The organism is Endozoicomonas sp. Z74, assembly GCF_057680865.1.
The window spans coordinates 1-17181 of record NZ_JBLYZI010000109.1 but is presented as its reverse complement, the minus strand read 5'-3'; the positions used below and the strand labels follow the sequence as shown (position 1 = coordinate 17181).

The 17181-nt window shown below is 48.5% G+C and carries 19 protein-coding genes; 1 reads left to right on the top strand and 18 read right to left on the bottom strand.

Translation table 11 applies throughout. From position 1 onward, the window contains the following. Positions 1-429 precede the first annotated feature (429 nt). The 7 genes from ACNRUY_RS22250 to ACNRUY_RS22220 all read right to left on the bottom strand — a co-directional run bounded on the left by ACNRUY_RS22250 (position 430) and on the right by ACNRUY_RS22220 (position 5761). Entirely contained in the window at positions 430-1179 is a 750-nt protein-coding gene (locus ACNRUY_RS22250) for a DNA-binding protein (protein WP_488113859.1), read from the bottom strand. A gap of 79 nt (positions 1180-1258) precedes the next feature. Beyond that, the gene (locus tag ACNRUY_RS22245) at positions 1259-2314 is read right to left on the bottom strand and encodes a DNA-binding protein (RefSeq protein WP_488113858.1); all 1056 of its coding nucleotides are present in this window, start codon (positions 2312-2314) and stop codon (positions 1259-1261) included. After that, a complete protein-coding gene (locus tag ACNRUY_RS22240) occupies positions 2315-3460 on the bottom strand; it encodes a 3'-5' exonuclease (protein WP_488113857.1) in 1146 nt (381 codons plus the stop codon). Further along, positions 3457-4068: a hypothetical protein gene (locus ACNRUY_RS22235; protein WP_488113856.1), complete on the bottom strand. Its 612-nt coding sequence runs from the start codon at positions 4066-4068 to the stop codon at positions 3457-3459. The genes ACNRUY_RS22240 and ACNRUY_RS22235 overlap by 4 nt, the downstream gene beginning before the upstream one ends. 109 nt (positions 4069-4177) lie before the next feature. Further along, the gene (locus tag ACNRUY_RS22230; protein ID WP_488113855.1) at positions 4178-4531 is read right to left on the bottom strand and encodes a hypothetical protein; all 354 of its coding nucleotides are present in this window, start codon (positions 4529-4531) and stop codon (positions 4178-4180) included. A 160-nt stretch (positions 4532-4691) separates the two neighbouring features. Continuing rightward, positions 4692-4928 (bottom strand): hypothetical protein, encoded by a 237-nt coding sequence (locus ACNRUY_RS22225; protein ID WP_488113854.1) that lies wholly within the window; start codon positions 4926-4928, stop codon positions 4692-4694. Between the two features lie 11 nt (positions 4929-4939). After that, positions 4940-5761, bottom strand: a complete 822-nt coding sequence (locus ACNRUY_RS22220; protein ID WP_488113853.1) for a DUF4942 domain-containing protein — start codon at positions 5759-5761, stop codon at positions 4940-4942. Positions 5762-6127: 366 nt separating this feature from the next. On the opposite strand from ACNRUY_RS22220, the gene ACNRUY_RS22215 reads away from it, so the two are divergent. Beyond that, a complete protein-coding gene (locus ACNRUY_RS22215) occupies positions 6128-6535 on the top strand; it encodes a hypothetical protein (protein WP_488113852.1) in 408 nt (135 codons plus the stop codon). A 159-nt stretch (positions 6536-6694) separates the two neighbouring features. Here ACNRUY_RS22215 and ACNRUY_RS22210 read toward each other — a convergent pair whose 3' ends face one another. From ACNRUY_RS22210 to gspG, 11 genes are all read right to left on the bottom strand, one after another. Next, on the bottom strand, positions 6695-7522 hold the full coding sequence (locus ACNRUY_RS22210; protein ID WP_488113851.1) for a hypothetical protein: 828 nt from the start codon (positions 7520-7522) through the stop codon (positions 6695-6697). 187 nt (positions 7523-7709) lie between these two features. Continuing rightward, complete coding sequence (locus ACNRUY_RS22205) at positions 7710-8852, bottom strand: Fic family protein (protein ID WP_488113850.1); 1143 nt, start codon at positions 8850-8852, stop codon at positions 7710-7712. A 278-nt stretch (positions 8853-9130) separates the two neighbouring features. Then, complete coding sequence (locus ACNRUY_RS22200) at positions 9131-9649, bottom strand: type II secretion system protein M (RefSeq protein WP_488113849.1); 519 nt, start codon at positions 9647-9649, stop codon at positions 9131-9133. After that, entirely contained in the window at positions 9646-10983 is a 1338-nt protein-coding gene (gene gspL / locus ACNRUY_RS22195) for a type II secretion system protein GspL (protein ID WP_488113848.1), read from the bottom strand. Before gspL ends, ACNRUY_RS22200 begins: the two co-directional genes overlap by 4 nt. Then, entirely contained in the window at positions 10976-12016 is a 1041-nt protein-coding gene (gspK, locus tag ACNRUY_RS22190; RefSeq protein ID WP_488113847.1) for a type II secretion system minor pseudopilin GspK, read from the bottom strand. Before gspK ends, gspL begins: the two co-directional genes overlap by 8 nt. A gap of 57 nt (positions 12017-12073) precedes the next feature. Next, complete coding sequence (gene gspJ, locus ACNRUY_RS22185; protein WP_488113846.1) at positions 12074-12721, bottom strand: type II secretion system minor pseudopilin GspJ; 648 nt, start codon at positions 12719-12721, stop codon at positions 12074-12076. After that, the gene (gene gspI, locus ACNRUY_RS22180) at positions 12718-13098 is read right to left on the bottom strand and encodes a type II secretion system minor pseudopilin GspI (RefSeq protein ID WP_488113845.1); all 381 of its coding nucleotides are present in this window, start codon (positions 13096-13098) and stop codon (positions 12718-12720) included. The genes gspJ and gspI overlap by 4 nt, the downstream gene beginning before the upstream one ends. After that, positions 13079-13576 carry a type II secretion system minor pseudopilin GspH gene (gene gspH, locus ACNRUY_RS22175; protein WP_488113844.1) on the bottom strand — a complete coding sequence of 166 codons (498 nt, stop codon included), beginning with the start codon at positions 13574-13576 and terminating at the stop codon, positions 13079-13081. The genes gspI and gspH overlap by 20 nt, the downstream gene beginning before the upstream one ends. A 3-nt stretch (positions 13577-13579) precedes the next feature. Continuing rightward, on the bottom strand, positions 13580-14800 hold the full coding sequence (gspF, locus tag ACNRUY_RS22170) for a type II secretion system inner membrane protein GspF (RefSeq protein ID WP_488113843.1): 1221 nt from the start codon (positions 14798-14800) through the stop codon (positions 13580-13582). Between the two features lie 2 nt (positions 14801-14802). Next, positions 14803-16311: a type II secretion system ATPase GspE gene (gspE, locus tag ACNRUY_RS22165; RefSeq protein WP_488113842.1), complete on the bottom strand. Its 1509-nt coding sequence runs from the start codon at positions 16309-16311 to the stop codon at positions 14803-14805. A 28-nt stretch (positions 16312-16339) separates the two neighbouring features. Further along, entirely contained in the window at positions 16340-16777 is a 438-nt protein-coding gene (gene gspG, locus ACNRUY_RS22160; RefSeq protein ID WP_488113841.1) for a type II secretion system major pseudopilin GspG, read from the bottom strand. Between the last annotated feature and the right edge of the window lie 404 nt (positions 16778-17181).

Sequence of the window (17181 nt, the reverse complement as noted above, 5' to 3'; positions counted from 1 at the left end):
AAGAACGCCAATGGAAACTCTGATAGATGGCAAAGAGATCTGGAAGGAAAAATTTGTAGCCTGAATTTGACCTGACAGACACCCTCTGAAAAATCGGTGACTGTCAGATCAGGTCTGAACTACTACACTTTATAGATGTAATTGCGGTTAATATAATCAACCAAAACAACGCTTGAAACTTCATATGACTCCCCTCTCGAAAAACGCTTCCTTTACCCTTATCTTACCCTTTATTCCGAATATGCAACCCCTTCACTTGAATTAGTTTTAGCCCCCCCCTACCCCAAAATTTTGCACATGTGCAAAAAAAGATGAATTATGCAGGAAACCTATAACATTAGGTCAAACACCTTGGCTTGTTTAACGGCAGGGCTCTTATGGTTTTACCGCAGCCACCTGTAGGATAGCCGCACAGTTAATAAAAGTTGATCACTGCCTTTTCGGGAGAACGTTTGCCGCCTCCAATTTTCCGGACAGCTCTCCCACCTTTTTCTGAAGCGCCTTGTTTTCCAATTTCAACTCGTCATTGTCTACATGAAGGGTCTCTATTTGCTTTGCAAGCGCTCGGCTCTCACCACGCATTTCTGACGCGTGCTGCCTCTGTTTTTCTACTCCCTCCTCCAGGCCTTCTAGCTTCTTTCGTAACTGAGTGATCAGTCCATCCTTCTCTTTATTGGTCGCTTCAAGTGCTGCTATTTTTTTCTGGCTTTGCTGTACCTCATGCTGCAGGCCATCTTTGGCCAGACCCAATGACCCAACCTGATCGCTGAGAAAGTCAATCTCTTCTTCCTGTTTATCGCTGACCTGACTAGCCAGGCTGATCTGGCTCAACGCGTCATTCTTGGCTTTGTTGGCTGCTGTGAATTCATCCCGAACCCGGTTTTCAGCCATCTCGATGGCGGTCCTCCACATCTCACAGGCAGCAGTGTGAATGGCCTGCTGGATCTCCTCTACCTGGGGTACGAATTGGCTTGGAAGGGAGAGTAGCTGCTCTATGACGGCATGTTGTGTGTCAATGACAGTAACTTCGTTTTCAGACAGTACTCGCTCAATACGGCTGACCTTGCCGCCACCCATTTCCATTCTGACTGCCCATGGTGATATATCCCTGCCTTCTTTTTTCAGTTTCCCGGCGGCCTCCAGTATCATTTCATCCGTGTACGTCGCGCGTCGAGCCATGCTGTTACCCCTGAATACATTTCTAACCTAACTAACTTACCAATACTAACTAACCTTATAGCATTACGCACCTTTGGGTTTACCGTTTAGGGCGTTTTGCGACCTTGCTTTTAGCCATCTGAGCTTTAAGATCATCGATGGTTTTTTTCAGCTGTTTCTGCTCTTCCTGGTGTCTTAGCTCTGCTTCTGACTTTTCCTTATGAAGTGCTTTGATTTCAGACTCTACCTGTAACCTGTGCTGTTTCTCCATTTCTATGGAATGTCTCAGCTGCCCAGCTTCAATTTTAACGGTGCTGAGCTGTTCGGCCTGCTCCAGTGTTTTGGTGACCAGATCTTTCCCGGTGCTCTCTGAGGCCGTTAATTTGTCCTGAAGTTCCCGTACCTGCTGTTCAGAGAGTCGCAACTGTCGATCCAGCCCCTGTTTTTCAGCGACCAGGCTTCCATTCTGTTGATTGAGAGCCGACAGTTCCGAGTTTTTACTGGCCAGGGCATCGCGCAAGTGTTTGATTTCCTGCTGGAACTGGTTCTGGCTCTGTTCCCATCGCTGTTGATCCTGCTGTCGCTGTTCCTGTGCTGCCTGGCGGTAATGCTCCAATGCCTGTCGGGCCTGCTGATGCTTTTCCTCCAGGGACCGGTTATGTTGTTCGAGCTGTGCAAGCTGAGCGGTTTTTTGGCGGGTTTCTGTTTCAGCGGTGGATCGAAGTTCTATTTCCTGCTTCAGGTTTTTTTCATTATCGTCATACCGTGACTTTAACGAGAGATGGTTTTGTTCCAGAGCGTCTGTTTTCGATTGCAGGGTTTCATGGCGTCGTTCAACCTCCTTTAGCAGCTCGTCTTTCTCAGCCATTTCCTTCTGGTGAGCCTGCTCTTTTTGCTCATTGATGGCCAGAGCCTCGGCGTTAAGCTGTTCACTCAGTTGGGTGATCAGCTGTTGAATGCTCTCACTGATGTTTCCGGGCTGGTTGAGCTGACCAGAAGATTGGGCTTCCCACTGCCGCTTGTACTCATTAATGGTGGTTCGGGAGCCGGTTCCGAGTTGTTCACGGATTCGGTCCACCGTGGGTCGCACACCCTGAGCACTGAGGGAGTTGCAGACGTTGGATACTTCGGTATAGGTGATGCCGGATCTGGCCATTTAACTTTCCTCAAAAACGGGTTTTTGCTCTGTTGAGACATGGTGCTCAGAAATCCGGTAGAGGTAGTACCACTGGCCATAGCCGGTTTGTTGCTCACTCACCGGTTCCAGTTGTGAAACATCAACTCCCATCTTTTTTGCTTCACTTTTTGTAAACAGTTTGTGTCGTGAAACAGCTGAAAAACGTAACGGGAACTCTGCTTTTATGCGATCATATTCACTCACATCATAAAGTTGCCAAGCGGTCTTTTTGCCAATGAACACCGCACCACTGGGTTTTAAAAAATCTTCAAACCACTTGCCACAGTTACAGTCGATGCTTTTCCGAAAATGCCCTTTTGCAACCAAGTTGACCGGAATATCTTTTTTTCGCCGGTAGACCTGGTTGGCCTCATCTTCCAATGCCACCATCCACCAAGGCTTGTTGAAAAATACCTGACAGAAAGCGTCGATACGCTGTTCATGGTATCTGGGCAGTTGGTTGATCCAGTGGGACTCTCTGGGTTGTCGCAGCCACCACACGTCCAGAAATTCGGACCAAGCTTGTGCTGATTTTTCTTCTTGCCTTTGGCGATGCCAGATCTGGCTTGCAAGAGCCCGCTTTGCTTCCTGAGTTTGTTCAATCTCTTTCCGGATAGCCTTAACCCGAGTCTTCTCTTCCGGATCCAGCAGGTATTGCCAGACGGATCGACACGCTTCGGCATCGGCCAGCGCCCGGTGTGCCTCGCCTGTCCACTGGTGCTGAACGTAACGGGCAGCCGTGGTCAGTTTCTGCCATGTGTAGTTGCCGTGATAATCATTCCATTCCCCATATTCCCTTGAAAAGGACAACATACAGCAGTGCACCTGTTTTGCTGCTGTTAGCTCGTCTTGTAAATACTGGGAGTCGTAATCGGCGTTATAGATCACCACTTCCTGTCCACGCACGATGGATTTTATTTGATCGGCTAATGACGAGTACGTTGGCGCATCTGCAACCATGTCGGGAGAGATGCCGTGAATGGCCTCGGCTTCTGGCCATTGTTGATGATGCACAGGTTTGACCAGGGTGTTCAGTAACACCTGGTCGTCGTCAATTATGGCGATCTCTACCATTTCATCTTTTTTCGTGAGACCGGTGGTTTCAGTGTCGATGTAGAGAGTCATTTTTTCCGGGCTCTTGGGGATTTTGAGGTCTTCTCATTGGTCCGTGCTGATTCCAGCTGGCCACTGAGTTGTCCGACCTCTTTTTGAAGCTCTTTGTTTTCCTGTTTCAGCTCATTGTTATCTGCCTGAAGCGTGCTGATCTGTTTTTCAAAAGCCTGACTCTGGCCCCGCATTTCTGACGCAAGCTGCCGCTCCTTCTCGACCTCTTTTTTCAGATCTGCAATCTGGGAACGAAGCTGGCTGAGTTGTTGGTCCTTTTTACCATTGGCTGCTTCCAGTCCGGAAACCGTGCGCAGTGACTGGTTAAACGCGGTAGAGATCTGACTGTTGTTTGCCGTGAGCTGATCCAGCTGATGGGTCAGATGTATGATTTCATCTTCCTGTTTGTCACAGACCTTACTGGCCAGGGAAAGCACCTGCTTAACCGCTGTGGGCTGGTTTTTCATGGCGATCACTTCATTATCAGCAAGCACCCGCTCGATGCGACTGACCTTGCCGCCTCCCAACTCTATTCTGACTGTCCATGGTGATATATCCCTGCCTTCTTTTTCCAGTTTCTTGGCTGCTTTTAGGATCATTTCATCGGTGTATCTGGCGCGTCGTGCCATGGATCTTTTCCTCGAATGTGTAAAGTTAGGCTTACCTTAGAACTAATTAACTTATCTTATAATGCAGCCGATACCGGCTGGCTGCATTGATTTCAGGTTCTGGAGTACCCTAGTCCGGTAGGCGACGGACAATCAGTTCGTATTTGTCATTACGAGCACGGGGCAGCTTTTCTGCACCGGTTGCGTCCATATAATCTGACAAAACAAAGAAAACCTGGGCGGCCTGTGCGAGTGTTTTGATCGGTTGTTGACGTTGGTGGGTGGTGAAATACCGCACTAAAAGGACCAACAAGATGCTCGAAGCCCAGAGACTGAGCCAGAAATGATCGACCCAGTAGTTTACTGCTAAGGTAAAAGCGGTAATGGCCAGAGGCCCAGCCAGAATGAGAAACAACAGGCTAACCAGTATAAGTTCCCAGCGATTTTTTACTTGCTGGAGCAGGGCTTTTATTTTTGTGTTCATTTTATGTACCACTCGACTTCCGGTAGCTTGCAGGACCAGTCTTGGATCGCCGTTGCCCACATAACATTGATAAAAGCCAGTGAATTGCAGATGCCAATGAGGGCCAGTTCAAAGATGGCCATGAATGGCAACAGAAGGATTCGTGGGTTAAATCGCACCATTATTCTCCACTGGCCAGAATATTGCTGTCCGGTTCTGAGGTCTTTACGAAATCATCAAAGGGTTTGCAGCGTCCCACCTTGCCATTGCTGTCTGATACACAGACCATCAGATTGGTTTTTCTCTCCGGGCTTGGTATCAGCCAGTCCACGGTTTTCATGCCTGCAACAATCAAGGCTCCGATAGCAAAATAGGTGATGGCTGAGGCCAGAATATTATTGAGTGTGTGCTTTTTCATGGTTTCACTCCTTACCCATAGCGCCGCTCTTCTGGCAGCGACTCCCCGTAATGTCCGGCTATAACATCGTTAACCTTTCTCACCAGAGCATCATTGGTGATATAGATGTGCAGGTTGCCGTTCTGGAATAGCTTGATATGAAAATCCCCGTAATCCAGTGTTGGCTGACTGTTCATGATCGCAGCCCCCACAGCAGATGCCAGGTCGTTAGTCTTGCTAGGTCGCTTGTGGCCCTGAAGGATTTGAGTGATCCGGTGCAGGTCGCTCAGTTCTGCCCTGGAATCGTATCCCAATGAGTAGTCAAAAGCATTTTGCATAATCATACGGCGGTTGATCCTGAAAGCCGAGTTGGACGTATAAGCCCGGTGGTTCAGTCGTCGGAACAGGTTGATCAGGGACTGGCGAAAGGTGTCGCCCCGGTTCTCGTAAAGGCTCTGCAAGATGGCCATGCACGTTTCGGTGGTGACTTCTGGAGGGTTTTCGCTCAGTTGTTCCTGCAATTCCGATTCCTGCTTCCGGTCCATCAGGTCGTTGATGCGGCAGGTGTTCACCAGCCGTTGCCAGACTGCGGAGTCCAGCCGCGCCTGAACTTTTTTCATGAAATCACTGCTTCTGCGGTCGGCATAGGTGCTGTCGTGGTCGGTGACATGCCAGTCGGTGCGCTGCAAGCACCTGAAAAGGCCAAGGGAGTCCAGGGAGGCCCGGGCAAAGGCCTCATCTGCCTGGCGCAACAGCTCAATCCCCTGGCGGGTCAGATCGAGCGCCTTATCCCGCTGTGCGACGATTTCCGTCATGCTCTGACGATTAACCAGTTGTGTGCCTGCCAATCCCATTGTTGAGCCCTCTTCTTCTGTTGTCGGGTCCTGGTGGAAATGTGATTGATTCCAGCCTTGCCAGGGTAGCCCTGTTTATTTTGTAACGTATTACGTAATATGTAATATAACATTATATATAAAGTCTGAAATTGAAGCATGTATCATATTCTGTGACTGATAATTATGATTATCAGTCATACAGGTGTATTTTTTAATATTTCAGGGACATTTCGATACCAAACCCCAGGTCCTCTGGCGCGTCTATCAGCGTCAGGCAGGGCAAAGAATGGGGAGGGTGGAGAAGCCGGGATCCATGCTCTAGCATTAACAGCAACAGGCCCCGGCGCCTGGCGTTAACCCAAAAAAACAAAAGGAGGTGGCTGGATGCTGTTACTGCTGCCAGAAGGGGTGTTAAGTATCACCGCCAACAACCGGGAGACGTTCAACTTGACCGTCCGCGCACTGCACCCCGAAACCATCCGCAAGCACTTCAAAACCACTGTGCATTATGATGAAACCCAGGCCCTGCCTTACCACGGCTCGATCCTGAAAATGCATTTGCAGGAGCGGCTGTTTACGCTCATTGAATACCTGGATTACACAACCATGGAAAACATCCGCAGTGAAGCGCAGTACGGTGCATTACTGAAGCACTTGCAGGTGTTCAGTAACCCGCCGGAGGCCAAAGCGGAAAAAGCCGGGAAGGCCAGTGACCCACTCTTGCCGGAATCCGCCTACACCCTGGCGGGAATGGTTCTGCAAGGGTATACGCCCCACCCTTCGAGGCGGTAAGGGCAGCGGATTAGATGGTTGATAACTATTCGGGAAGGACGGTAACAAGGCACGGCCGTTAGATTTTTCAATTTCTGATTTATAAACAGTGGGTTAGTGGCGTTTTCTGACGTAAAAGCAGTTTTGCAGGCCGGGGCCCATTTCCAGTATGCAACTTTATTACTCTCCTACAACGACATCCATCATGGCTTGGATTACTTGAGGCTCTGGTTGCAACTTATTCATGAGCGAGTATTTATATGCAGCAGCTACAACTCTTGATTCTTGTTCAATATTTAACACTTCGTTACTTTCTTCGTGTGAGAGCTTACGCACCGTCTGAAGGACTGATTGCAAGACAGGAATGGACAGGTCTCCATGGCCTGATGATGAAAAACTGTTCGTTAAACTGGCAGGATTCACTCTGGCATTATCGGGATTTGGAAGAATGCTCATGTCGGATTCACGAAATTCAATACTTGATGGACTTAACCTCCCGGAAGCCAGTTTTTTTATTTCATTCGGTGAAAGGTAATAGACAGCGGTAGCAGAACCGGATATGCCGTGAGTAATATACTGATAAATGGCCTGCTTATAAGGGCCAGTTAAAAAGTCACGAGACAAGTAACTGATGGTTTTATCCTTGTAGATGTATTTAGTTTGGGAATAGAACGCAATAACAACAGTAGAACCGTCGGTAAACAAAAAAAGTTTTTCAGGATTTGTAAATGACTGAAGTTCTTTAATGTGCTCTAGGTATTCGTCTTCATCGTCACACCTATTAACCAGGAAAGGGGTTCCTTTGCCTGTTGTTAACCAGGTAATATCGATATTCTCTTGCCGCATGATCGCAGTAAGTATTTCGGGGCCAGGGACAACACCCTTCCCAATATTTTCTGCGGCTCCGCGCGATGCACCGAGACTTCGTACCCAAGGGAACAGTTTTCGTCCTGCGAGTATGTAATTAATACGGTCTTTGAAGGTGTTCATTTTTTGTATGGCAATCACTGAGTCCTTTATATATGACTTTGCAGTAACTGCGCGCATATTTCAAGGACTTTTTACGGAGGGGTAAGCCATTGTATTTAGAAGTGCTAGTCGATATGATTGACGTACACCTCCAGTGTTCGAGCTGTGAGTGTACGTCAGGGGAGGGCTGCCACCTGTTGATCCTGACGCTCCTTTTTTAATGTGGCTAGTATACAACCTGATAACGAGTGCTACGCCCTCCGCCAGGCAACTTCTCAATGCAACCCCTCTCTAATAAATTAGATAAATGGCGGGTCGCTGTAGCTTTAGAAACCTTGGCCACCTTCTGATATTGAGACGCACTGATGCCACCCTCAAACCCTTTTTCGCCGCCATCAAGCAACCGGTTCAGAACCTTGATTTGTTCCTTCGATAAACCTGCATCGTGAAACCGTTGCCAAAAGCGTGTCTTCTGAAGAGTTCGGTCAATTTTTAATAATGACGACTGAATTGTTTTTTCGAGCATTTGTAAAAACCAGACCAGCCATCTCGTAATATCAGTATCGCCTCTCTGAGTTTCTTCAAGAATGGAATAATAATCTTTCCGATTATCCAAAATAGGCCGTGACATAGCATACAAGCGGATACTCTGGGCATCCGCCTGGGCTAAAGCCAAATCAGTGATGGCCCGGGTCAAACGACCATTACCATCATCAAAAGGATGAATCGTTACAAACCATAAATGACTGATAGCGGCTCGCAGTAAAGGATCGTATGCATCATTCTTTTTGCTCTGGTTAAACCAGCTTAGAAAGCACGATAACTCTGTTTTCAAACGAGCCCCCGGAGGAGCTTCAAAGTGGACAATAGGGCGATCAATACGCCCGGACACAACCTGCATAGGTGCATCCCCTCTGAGCTGCCCGGCTTGAACAGGGTTGGTAAAAAGGGAACTTTCGCTCTCAGGAAATAGCCAGCGATGCCATTGAAACAGCCGATCAACAGTTAACGGGGTATCCAGGTTGGTGATGGCATCCATCATCAACTCGGCTAGTCCTTCTGTTCTCTCTGTCGTTGGATATGAAGCATCACCGCAACCCGACAAATCCAGTCGCTGTGCCAGTGAAGATCGTACCGACTGAGCATTAAGGCGCTCTCCTTCAATGGCGGAGGAGGTGATGATATTTTCCAGCAAGGTATTCAGTACAGAGCTATTGTCATCGTCTACACCAGAACCAGATTTCCCAATTAAAATACCAAGCTGCAGCCGTGTGCTTCGCAGTAGTGGCTGAACAGATTCTTCCTGCCAGTGAAGATCAGGCCAGCCATCATGCTGCCAGATCCATTTTACGAATTGAAAATCATCCATTTGCCGAGCCTCAGTCCGTTCATATTTGAGCCGAAAATAATAATTAATCGGCTCACATCATGAGCCATATAGTAGTATTAATTGGCTCATTAGGCAAAGCTGTGGCGTTTTTTAGGCCAGAATCCCAGTAAACTCAAGGGGTAAGGAGCTTAGAGCAACTTTTTATTCCGTTAGGTACGACTGTTAGAATTTGATATTTACATAATAAAAACAATGGGGTTCATGATTTTTATGTGGGTTTGTCACGGTTACGGGCCATGGAGCAAATACTTGTAAACCTACATTATATCCTTGGCAATTCGAAGGAATACACTTAATTGACCTGCATCGCTTTTTTCAACAACCTGTGCCTGTTCAATCACCAAACGTTTTTTTTGCTCGAGGACCTGCAACCAGGGAACCAGTTGTTGATATGAAACCTGCTCCACCCAGACCCTCACCCCTTCATCTTCAGGCTGTATTCTGCTAATCGATAAACCCGCTGCTATTGCTGAGTTTGAAACCTGTGAAGACAAACTACCCGTAAACTCACTGACAGGCTGTGACAAATAGACAGTTTCTACTCGCTCTATATTCTCCTGAATCCAATGATAACTGGCCTTCTCATTTTGATACGTTTTTTCAACACTACTTTGCCAACTATAAACAGGCTCCCAGATGATAAAATACAAAAATGCTACTACTAACCCCCCCCACAGGATCAGCAGTGCCTGCTGATCACGGGAGGGCAATCCCCGAAAACGATGAAGCAATTGCTCCATAAAAGTACTGGACATCAACACCTGTAGAGTTCTCATAATGTAACCACCATTCGAGCACTAACCTCTCCACTATCCTGGTCGGCGCTGGAAAGCTGGACTGAAAGCGCCTGTGCCTTCATTGCCGCTAAAAGCTGGTCAATCACCATAAGCGAGCTCCCTGTGAACTCAAGGGTCATACGACCATTCACAGCGTTATAATCCAGACTTCGAGTAAGAACAGAATTTTCATCCAGAGTAGCCAAAGCCTTTCCTGTCTTTTCCAAAAACGGCAAGAGCTCTCTCGAGCCTCTTCTTGTTGACTGCTCTTTCAACCGACTCTCCAGTCTACGCTGTATGCTCAACATACCCGGAGGCTTCAGAGCCGCCGCACGCACTTGTCGGTCATTTTTATAAACCCTTAGGTAAAGTTCAGTGTTTTTTTGCCAATAGAAATCTGCTTGCTTCTGAAAAACCCACCCTTTACCCACTAACATCGTCAAATGTGCAAAAAAACCAATGACAGCAGCCAGTATAATAGGCTTCCATCGAGCTCTGCGGCTCAATGCCTGTTGTTCACACCGGTATTGCCCCGATCGTAAATTCAGAAACTGCCCCTTTTTATCGCGATGGTTTCGAGCAAGAAAGAGCAAATAACTTTCGCCATGGTTTTGCTCTTTCCAAGCAAAACCAGAAGCAACGGTGCTGTTTTTCAGGTTATCCAGAAAAGGAATTAAGGAACTATTGGTATCAAAATTGTGCACATGGGCAGGAATGGGTTGGTCCAAATGACGTTCAGGTAACTGATCGACTACCACTTTCAACACATTTTCAGCCAGACTCTCAGGGAGCAGGCAGCCTGCATGCTCAGGTACTTTTATCCACCACCTGCCAGACTCAGCGATGATTCTAAGACCACTCTCAGGATCAAATAGTAACTGCGTCTCTGGAACCAGCTCATTAACCACTAAACCGGACTGCGAAAAAATAGCCAACAATCGCTGTATTCGCTCATGACCGATCCCCGCCAGAATCGCCGTGTCATCCTCAAGCTGATACACAAAGTGCATGCTGCTAACATCTTCTGCCAGGTCTTCCTCAACCATATAGGGCAGAGCAGATTTTAGATGTTTTTTCTGGCTTTTATTTACACGAACCCGCTTCGTACAAACCTGACCACTGGAAAGAAATACAACCACCTGAGTGAAAACAGTTCCTCCATCTAATGCCTCGCTGTATCCCGTAGACAGCTCTTCCAGAACATCTTCAAGAGCACACCGCCCTTGGCATAAAGGCTCTTCCGCATTTGTATCAAGAAGCAGCCAGTCTATAACCGCCTTTGAATCCAGGTCATGAGCCAATGGTTCAGGTCTAATAAACAATGTCTCAGCCACTGATTACCTCCTTTGTCAGATCAGGCCAGGACCCGTTATACCCAACCTCCCGCTCCACAACCCGTGTCCCCCCATCCTTGTTCCGGTAGATCAAACTACGCAGATAGAAATTTGAATCACGATACCGGGCTTTTATGTAGACTTGGAAATACTGGCTCGAAAAACCCAGTGGCAACTTTCTCAGCTCATGCATAATGGGCATCAGCTCGGCAATGCCGGACAGTTCACTGAAACCACTAACCCCCTGCTCTTTTCGAGCCTCTATAATTGTCTTCACCTGCAATTCCGTTATTTGATCAACAAGAGACATAAGCACTTCCGCAGGCGCAGTATTGATATTCAACTGCCCCCCTTCCGGCAACGTCGAAATCCAGGGCAACAAAAGCGCAAGTTCGTTGGAACCGATAGAATCCAGCAAAGCAAGTTCTGAAGAAGAAACCAGCTCGCCACTGGCTGTTCGATAGGGCTGTTTTGCCAACAAGTAAGCTTCATCCTCCCCACCGCCAGGACGGGTTCGCTGATCCCGGTCCTGCCAGTCAAGGATTTTGTAAAGGAGCCCAGCACCCAACCCCTGATTGGCCAATAAACGCGATAGAACAGAAGCCATTGCTCCCTGGTGACCACCTTCTTCTAACAAAGCATTCAAATTAATGCCTGCCTGCGCATCCTTGATAACAATAACCACCAGACCTTCCTCAAGAGAATCATCATGAATGCGCTTGGCCCACTGCTCTGAATGAACATCAACCGGCCTTCGACGCTCCTGATCACTCTGAAAATCCTGCTCCAGAACCAGGCCAGCATAATGCTCCCCCCCAAGAGCGTATTGCCTGGCTTGAACCTGCTCAAGAAAGTGAGTGCCAGCCTGAGTTTCCAGCCAAAGATTCGACAGCATCTTACTGGCCATAACTGTGATAATGCTGAAAACCAGGAGCACATAGATCAGAGCAAGTCCTTCCTGCTTATGCCCGATACACTGAAAACACGGTTTTCTTTTATCCCCCTTATCAGGGCACAAATTGACCTTTTTCATTGTCCCGGGAGGCTGGCGAGTTGAGTTAAAGAATACAGGCAATTTTGCAAAATACATTCAGGCCGCCTTTTCTGAAAACCCCACCAGGGGGAGCACAAAAAAGATCTTTCCATAGCTCTGGCTATTTAGAGTCATTTCCACGGCCACTGGCAGAAAATCCCAACGATCCGTTTTTTCCCTTCCCTGCCCCCCAATCTCTTCCTGAGCAGGCCAACGGTTTTGCCATCGCTTTTGTTGATCCATAAATCGAAAAGTTAAGTCCAAAACCCCCTCTAATAAAACCTGACGAGTGGGTTCAGTGTCCTGAGCCCTATCGAGAACAGGCCAGAAATACCTCACCAGTTGATCCCGCTCAAGACGATAAGCCACTCGCTGCAATCGACTTCTTGCTTCATTGAGAGGGTTTTGCCAGCCAGCCCGGGTAAACTCCAGAAGATACTCATTGTATTCCCCTGCCTGAACTGCAGATTGCAAATCACCAAAACCATCCCGAACCGGCCTTGCTGTCATTTGCAGCAAGTCCTGCTGCACCAGCCCCCTTGCCCGCCTTAAGTCCGCCAGGTCATTCAGAGTCTTCTGGCCTTTCTGCTGTGTGGCATTCACTGACGAGAACAACTTAAAAGATGCAGTGCTGATCATGGAAAATAACAAGATGGCAATCATCAACTCCAATAGAGTAAAACCACTGTCCACTTTCCCTGTCATGCCCCACCTCTTACATAAGAAAGAAGATAGTAAACAGGCACGCTGTTCTCATTCAGGGGTTTTGAGTCAGAGAAAACGTCAACCCTTACCTTTCTCAAACCTCCATAACTGGCGTCTTGCCAATGCTCTCGAATCACCCAATCCCGCTCAGCGTATCGAGCTTTCTTTTCAACGGCGGGTTTGATCCCGGCATGCAACTGATCAAGATGGTTTTCAGCCACCTGGGCCGCCAAAACCCGTTCCTGCAGCTGCCTGATCTGTCGTACACTATTACCATCCGAGAGCATTAACAAACCAGCAGCGCTGGCAAAAATCATCAAAGCCACCATCACTTCAACCAGAGTGAAGCCTCGGTGATTATGGAGAAACAAGTACATCGTTATACCCGTCGGTACTCACTATTATTCTTTCACCCCTCTCCCCCATAATCCCCAGTGTAAAAGGGGTAACCTGCCGATCTGAAAACAGCACAATGACAGGTTGGTCTATGCTGTATTCGTCGTTCTCAAGGTGTTGACCAGCCAATTTCAGGTCAACATCACCCCCTTCTCCCAGGCGATAAGGCTGCCAGGGTTTTTCAGACAACTTCATCCAGACCTGACGTTCCTGGCGAAACTGCCACCATAGATAGTTGCCCTTTTGGTCGATGGAAAAACCATAAGCCCGATTATCTAACAAGGCCCGATCACGCAGCAATCCAAACAAGCGAACCAGTCGATTTGACTGCTCTGCCAGCTCATTCCCCTGAAAAGCTGGCGCTGAACCCAACATCGCTGCTCCAAGCAGGATGCCAATAATAAACACCACAACCAGCAACTCGATCAGGGTAAAACCATGGCTCTTTTTTCTTATCATCAGTCAGCCCAACAGCTGGTTCATATTGAGAATGGGTAAAAGAATGGCCATAACAATCAACATGACAATCCCTCCCATAACAACCAGCATCAATGGCTCGAACAACCCAAGGGTCAAAGAAATACGACCATCCAATTCCATTTGCTGACTGGTCGCCGTCCGTTCCAGCATTGCATCCAGCTCCCCTGTTGCTTCACCACTATTGATCATGTGCAACATAAGGGGGGGGAAACACCCTGTGTCATCAAGGGCCCTGTAAAGGCTACTGCCCTCACTGACCGCCCTGGAAACCGCTTGAATAGCAAGGCGAATCGCCTGATTGTCGACCACTTGCCCAGCAATACCCAGGGCTTCCACCAGAGGCACACCACTTCGAGTAAGGATGCTCAAAGTACTGGCAAAACGAGCCGTATTCAGCGCACGAATGAACCGACCAATGAATGGGAGCTTCAACAACAATCGATCCCACTGCAACCGCACAGGAGGCCTCTTAAGCACCTGACGAAAGAGCAGCCAAACAACCGTCAGAGACAGGGTAACTGCCAGCCAATAACTCTGAAAAAATCCACTGGTTGCAACCAGAACAAGGGTTATCCCGGGCAAGGCTTGCCCGGTGTCAATAAAAATTTTGATAATATCAGGCACGACAAAGCCCAGGAGAAAACCAACAATCACAAAAGAAGCCAGCATGAGAATCACCGGGTAAATCAGTGCCTGTTGCACTTTCTGCATAGAGTGCATCCGGTTCTCGGTATAATCCGCAAGCTGGTTTAGCACCTTATCCAGAAACCCGGATTTCTCGCCTGCAGCCACAGTGGCCCGATACATATCCGGAAACACAGAGGAATAAGCCTGCATGCTCTTTGCTAATGGATAACCTTCCAGAACCCGGGAACGCACAGACATCAGCAGATTCTTCAGGTGTTTTTTCTCCTGTTGCAGGGCCACGCCATACAGTACTTCTTCAACGGGCATTGCTGCCTGCACCAGAGTTGCCATCTGCCGGGTAAGTGTGGCCAACTCACGGCCCGATACACCTCGCTGCCATAGAACAGTTTTTGAACGCCCTCCCTGCTCAGCCTGGCCTTTTACTGGCTCAACGGACAAAGGGGTCCATCCCCGATCCCTGAGGCTCTGCCGAACCTGCCGACCACTGTCTGCTTCCTGAGAGCCTTTTTGCCGCCTTCCAGAATGGTCCAGGGCAGTATACTCATATGCCGCCATAGTCAGCCTTCCTGCACTACTCTGAGTACTTCTTCCAGCGTGGTTTCCCCTGCAAGCACTTTACGAAATCCATCACTTTGCAGGCTGGACGTATAGGAACGCACATGATCCAGTATTTCCTGTTCACCCACTCCCGAGTGAATCAAACGACGAACGTGCTCATCCACTGGAAGAATTTCATAAATCCCGGTCCGCCCACGGTACCCACTTTGATTACACTCTGAACACCCGACCGCCCGATAAAGCTTCACTGCTTCAGACTGCTGAAAGCCCATCAGGCTTAACTCTTCAGCCGTTGCCTGACAGGACTCACGGCAATGCTCACACAGCACCCTCACCAGTCGCTGAGCCAGAATACCCAGCAAACTGGACGACAATAGAAAAGGCTCTATACCCATATCCTGGAGGCGGGTCAGTGCTCCTACAGCAGTATTGGTATGCAGTGTTGAGAGCACAAGATGGCCGGTCAGGCTGGCCTGAACACTGATCCCCACCGTTTCAGAATCCCGGATCTCCCCAACCATCACCACATCCGGATCCTGCCGCAGAATGGCCCTCAGCCCCCGGGCAAACGTCATGTCAACCTTGGGATTAACCTGGGTCTGGCCGATACCATCCAGGTTGTATTCAACCGGGTCTTCAATGGTGAGAATATTGCGGCGGGATTCATTGAGGTGTTCAAGGCTGGCATAAAGTGAAGTGGTTTTACCTGATCCTGTCGGCCCCGTCACCAGGATGATGCCATAGGGCCTGGCCAGTAGCTGCTCCATTGTCCGGCGCCCTTCCTTCGACATTCCCAAATGCCCGAGATCCAGTCGACCAGCGGCTTTATCCAGCAAGCGCAGCACAACCCGCTCAACACTATTGGAAGGCAGTGTCGAGACCCTTACATCCACCTCTTTACCGGCAATTTTCAGGGATATTCGACCATCCTGAGGAATTCGCTTTTCAGCAATATCCAGTCTCGCCATCACCTTGATACGGGAAATCAGCAAGCTGGATAACCCCCTCTGAAGTCGAAGAATCTCTTTTAAAAGACCATCAACTCTAATCCGGACGACCAGAGCCTGCTCAAAAGACTCGATATGAATGTCGGAAGCCCCTTCCCGAACCGCTTCGGTCAGCAGAGCATTGATCAGACGAATAACCGGGGCATCATCTGCCTGCTCAAGCAGGTCTTCTGTAACAGGGAGGGATTCAGCAAGATCCCCCAGGTCAATATCCTCACTGACCACCGCGGCATCCAGGAGAACTTCTGAACTATCCCCCTGGTAAGCAGTGGCTAGAAGATGATCAAACAATTGAGCAGAGAGCTGAGAAAATTGAACATCTTTCCCGGAAAAACGAAGCACTTCTGAAAGAATATCCAGCGGGGGAAGTTCGTGATAGCAGGCGGTAATACCCTGTTCGCCCGCCGTCAAAACAATGCCATGCTTCTTGGCAAAGTAAAAAGGCAGGCGCTCAAATGGAGCGGGTGCCCCTGTGTTCAAATCCGGTGAGGATATAGACATACAACAAAGATCCCCCAATCATGAAATTTCAGCTCTCTGCGCTCCAATTGGTGATGTCTTTGCTCAGCCCCTCACCTCCTTCACGGCCATCCGCGCCCACGGAAAACAGGTCAAACTTGCCATGATTTCCAGGCTGCAGGTAAATGTACTCATTCCCCCAGGGATCTTGGGGCGCTTGCTTGAGGTAACCCTCTTCATTCCAGCGTCTGGCTTCAGGACCGTAGGCCGGTTTGTTAACCAGAGCATCCAGGCCCTGATCTGTGGTGGGGTAAATGCCGTTGTCGAGACGGTATAATTCAAGGGCTTGAGAAATCGTATCAATATCAGACTGGGCAACCGTAACTTTGGCCTGGTCGGGCCGGCTGAGAATTTTTGGAGCCACCATGGCTGCAAGTACTCCAAGAATGACCACCACAACCATGATTTCGATCAGGGTAAAACCGAGCTGCTTGTTATTGCTTTCCATGGTCTACCTATTGGATTCAACTTCGTTTTTATGGTGTTTATTATAAATACGACGGATGCATAATATTAAAGGAGTCAGAAAAAATCCAGCCAGAACGTCAATGAACAGCCATCAGACCAGGTAGAAGTGATTAACAGAATCAGCCATGACTCCGCTACCTTAATTTGAAGGCTTTCGATTAATCAAAAGATTCGTTAAGATGGCAGCCAATAATAAACAATAACAATGTCGTATAGATAGGATTCCAATGATACAGGGCAGTTTGTCAAGGCTGTTAGTCAGTGTACTTCTGGTATTCAGCAATGTGGTTTTTGCCGTCGAAGGGATCGAGTGGCGTCAGGCTACACCCTCCTACGATACCGGTGAGTTCAGTGACACTTTTGTAGACCTCCGGGTTCAGACCC

Excerpts from the sequence above, each read along its gene's own strand:
- ACNRUY_RS22250 (WP_488113859.1), bottom strand. The coding sequence starts at position 1,179 with ATGGCTCGACGCGCGACGTACACGGATGAAATGATACTGGAGGCCGCC.
- ACNRUY_RS22245 (WP_488113858.1), bottom strand. The coding sequence starts at position 2,314 with ATGGCCAGATCCGGCATCACCTATACCGAAGTATCCAACGTCTGCAAC.
- ACNRUY_RS22240 (WP_488113857.1), bottom strand. The coding sequence starts at position 3,460 with ATGACTCTCTACATCGACACTGAAACCACCGGTCTCACGAAAAAAGAT.
- ACNRUY_RS22235 (WP_488113856.1), bottom strand. The coding sequence starts at position 4,068 with ATGGCACGACGCGCCAGATACACCGATGAAATGATCCTAAAAGCAGCC.
- ACNRUY_RS22230 (WP_488113855.1), bottom strand. The coding sequence starts at position 4,531 with ATGAACACAAAAATAAAAGCCCTGCTCCAGCAAGTAAAAAATCGCTGG.
- ACNRUY_RS22225 (WP_488113854.1), bottom strand. The coding sequence starts at position 4,928 with ATGAAAAAGCACACACTCAATAATATTCTGGCCTCAGCCATCACCTAT.
- ACNRUY_RS22220 (WP_488113853.1), bottom strand. The coding sequence starts at position 5,761 with ATGGGATTGGCAGGCACACAACTGGTTAATCGTCAGAGCATGACGGAA.
- ACNRUY_RS22215 (WP_488113852.1), top strand. The coding sequence starts at position 6,128 with ATGCTGTTACTGCTGCCAGAAGGGGTGTTAAGTATCACCGCCAACAAC.
- ACNRUY_RS22205 (WP_488113850.1), bottom strand. The coding sequence starts at position 8,852 with ATGGATGATTTTCAATTCGTAAAATGGATCTGGCAGCATGATGGCTGG.
- ACNRUY_RS22200 (WP_488113849.1), bottom strand. The coding sequence starts at position 9,649 with ATGAGAACTCTACAGGTGTTGATGTCCAGTACTTTTATGGAGCAATTG.
- gspK (WP_488113847.1), bottom strand. The coding sequence starts at position 12,016 with ATGAAAAAGGTCAATTTGTGCCCTGATAAGGGGGATAAAAGAAAACCG.
- gspJ (WP_488113846.1), bottom strand. The coding sequence starts at position 12,721 with ATGACAGGGAAAGTGGACAGTGGTTTTACTCTATTGGAGTTGATGATT.
- gspI (WP_488113845.1), bottom strand. The coding sequence starts at position 13,098 with ATGTACTTGTTTCTCCATAATCACCGAGGCTTCACTCTGGTTGAAGTG.
- gspH (WP_488113844.1), bottom strand. The coding sequence starts at position 13,576 with ATGATAAGAAAAAAGAGCCATGGTTTTACCCTGATCGAGTTGCTGGTT.
- gspF (WP_488113843.1), bottom strand. The coding sequence starts at position 14,800 with ATGGCGGCATATGAGTATACTGCCCTGGACCATTCTGGAAGGCGGCAA.
- gspE (WP_488113842.1), bottom strand. The coding sequence starts at position 16,311 with ATGTCTATATCCTCACCGGATTTGAACACAGGGGCACCCGCTCCATTT.
- gspG (WP_488113841.1), bottom strand. The coding sequence starts at position 16,777 with ATGGAAAGCAATAACAAGCAGCTCGGTTTTACCCTGATCGAAATCATG.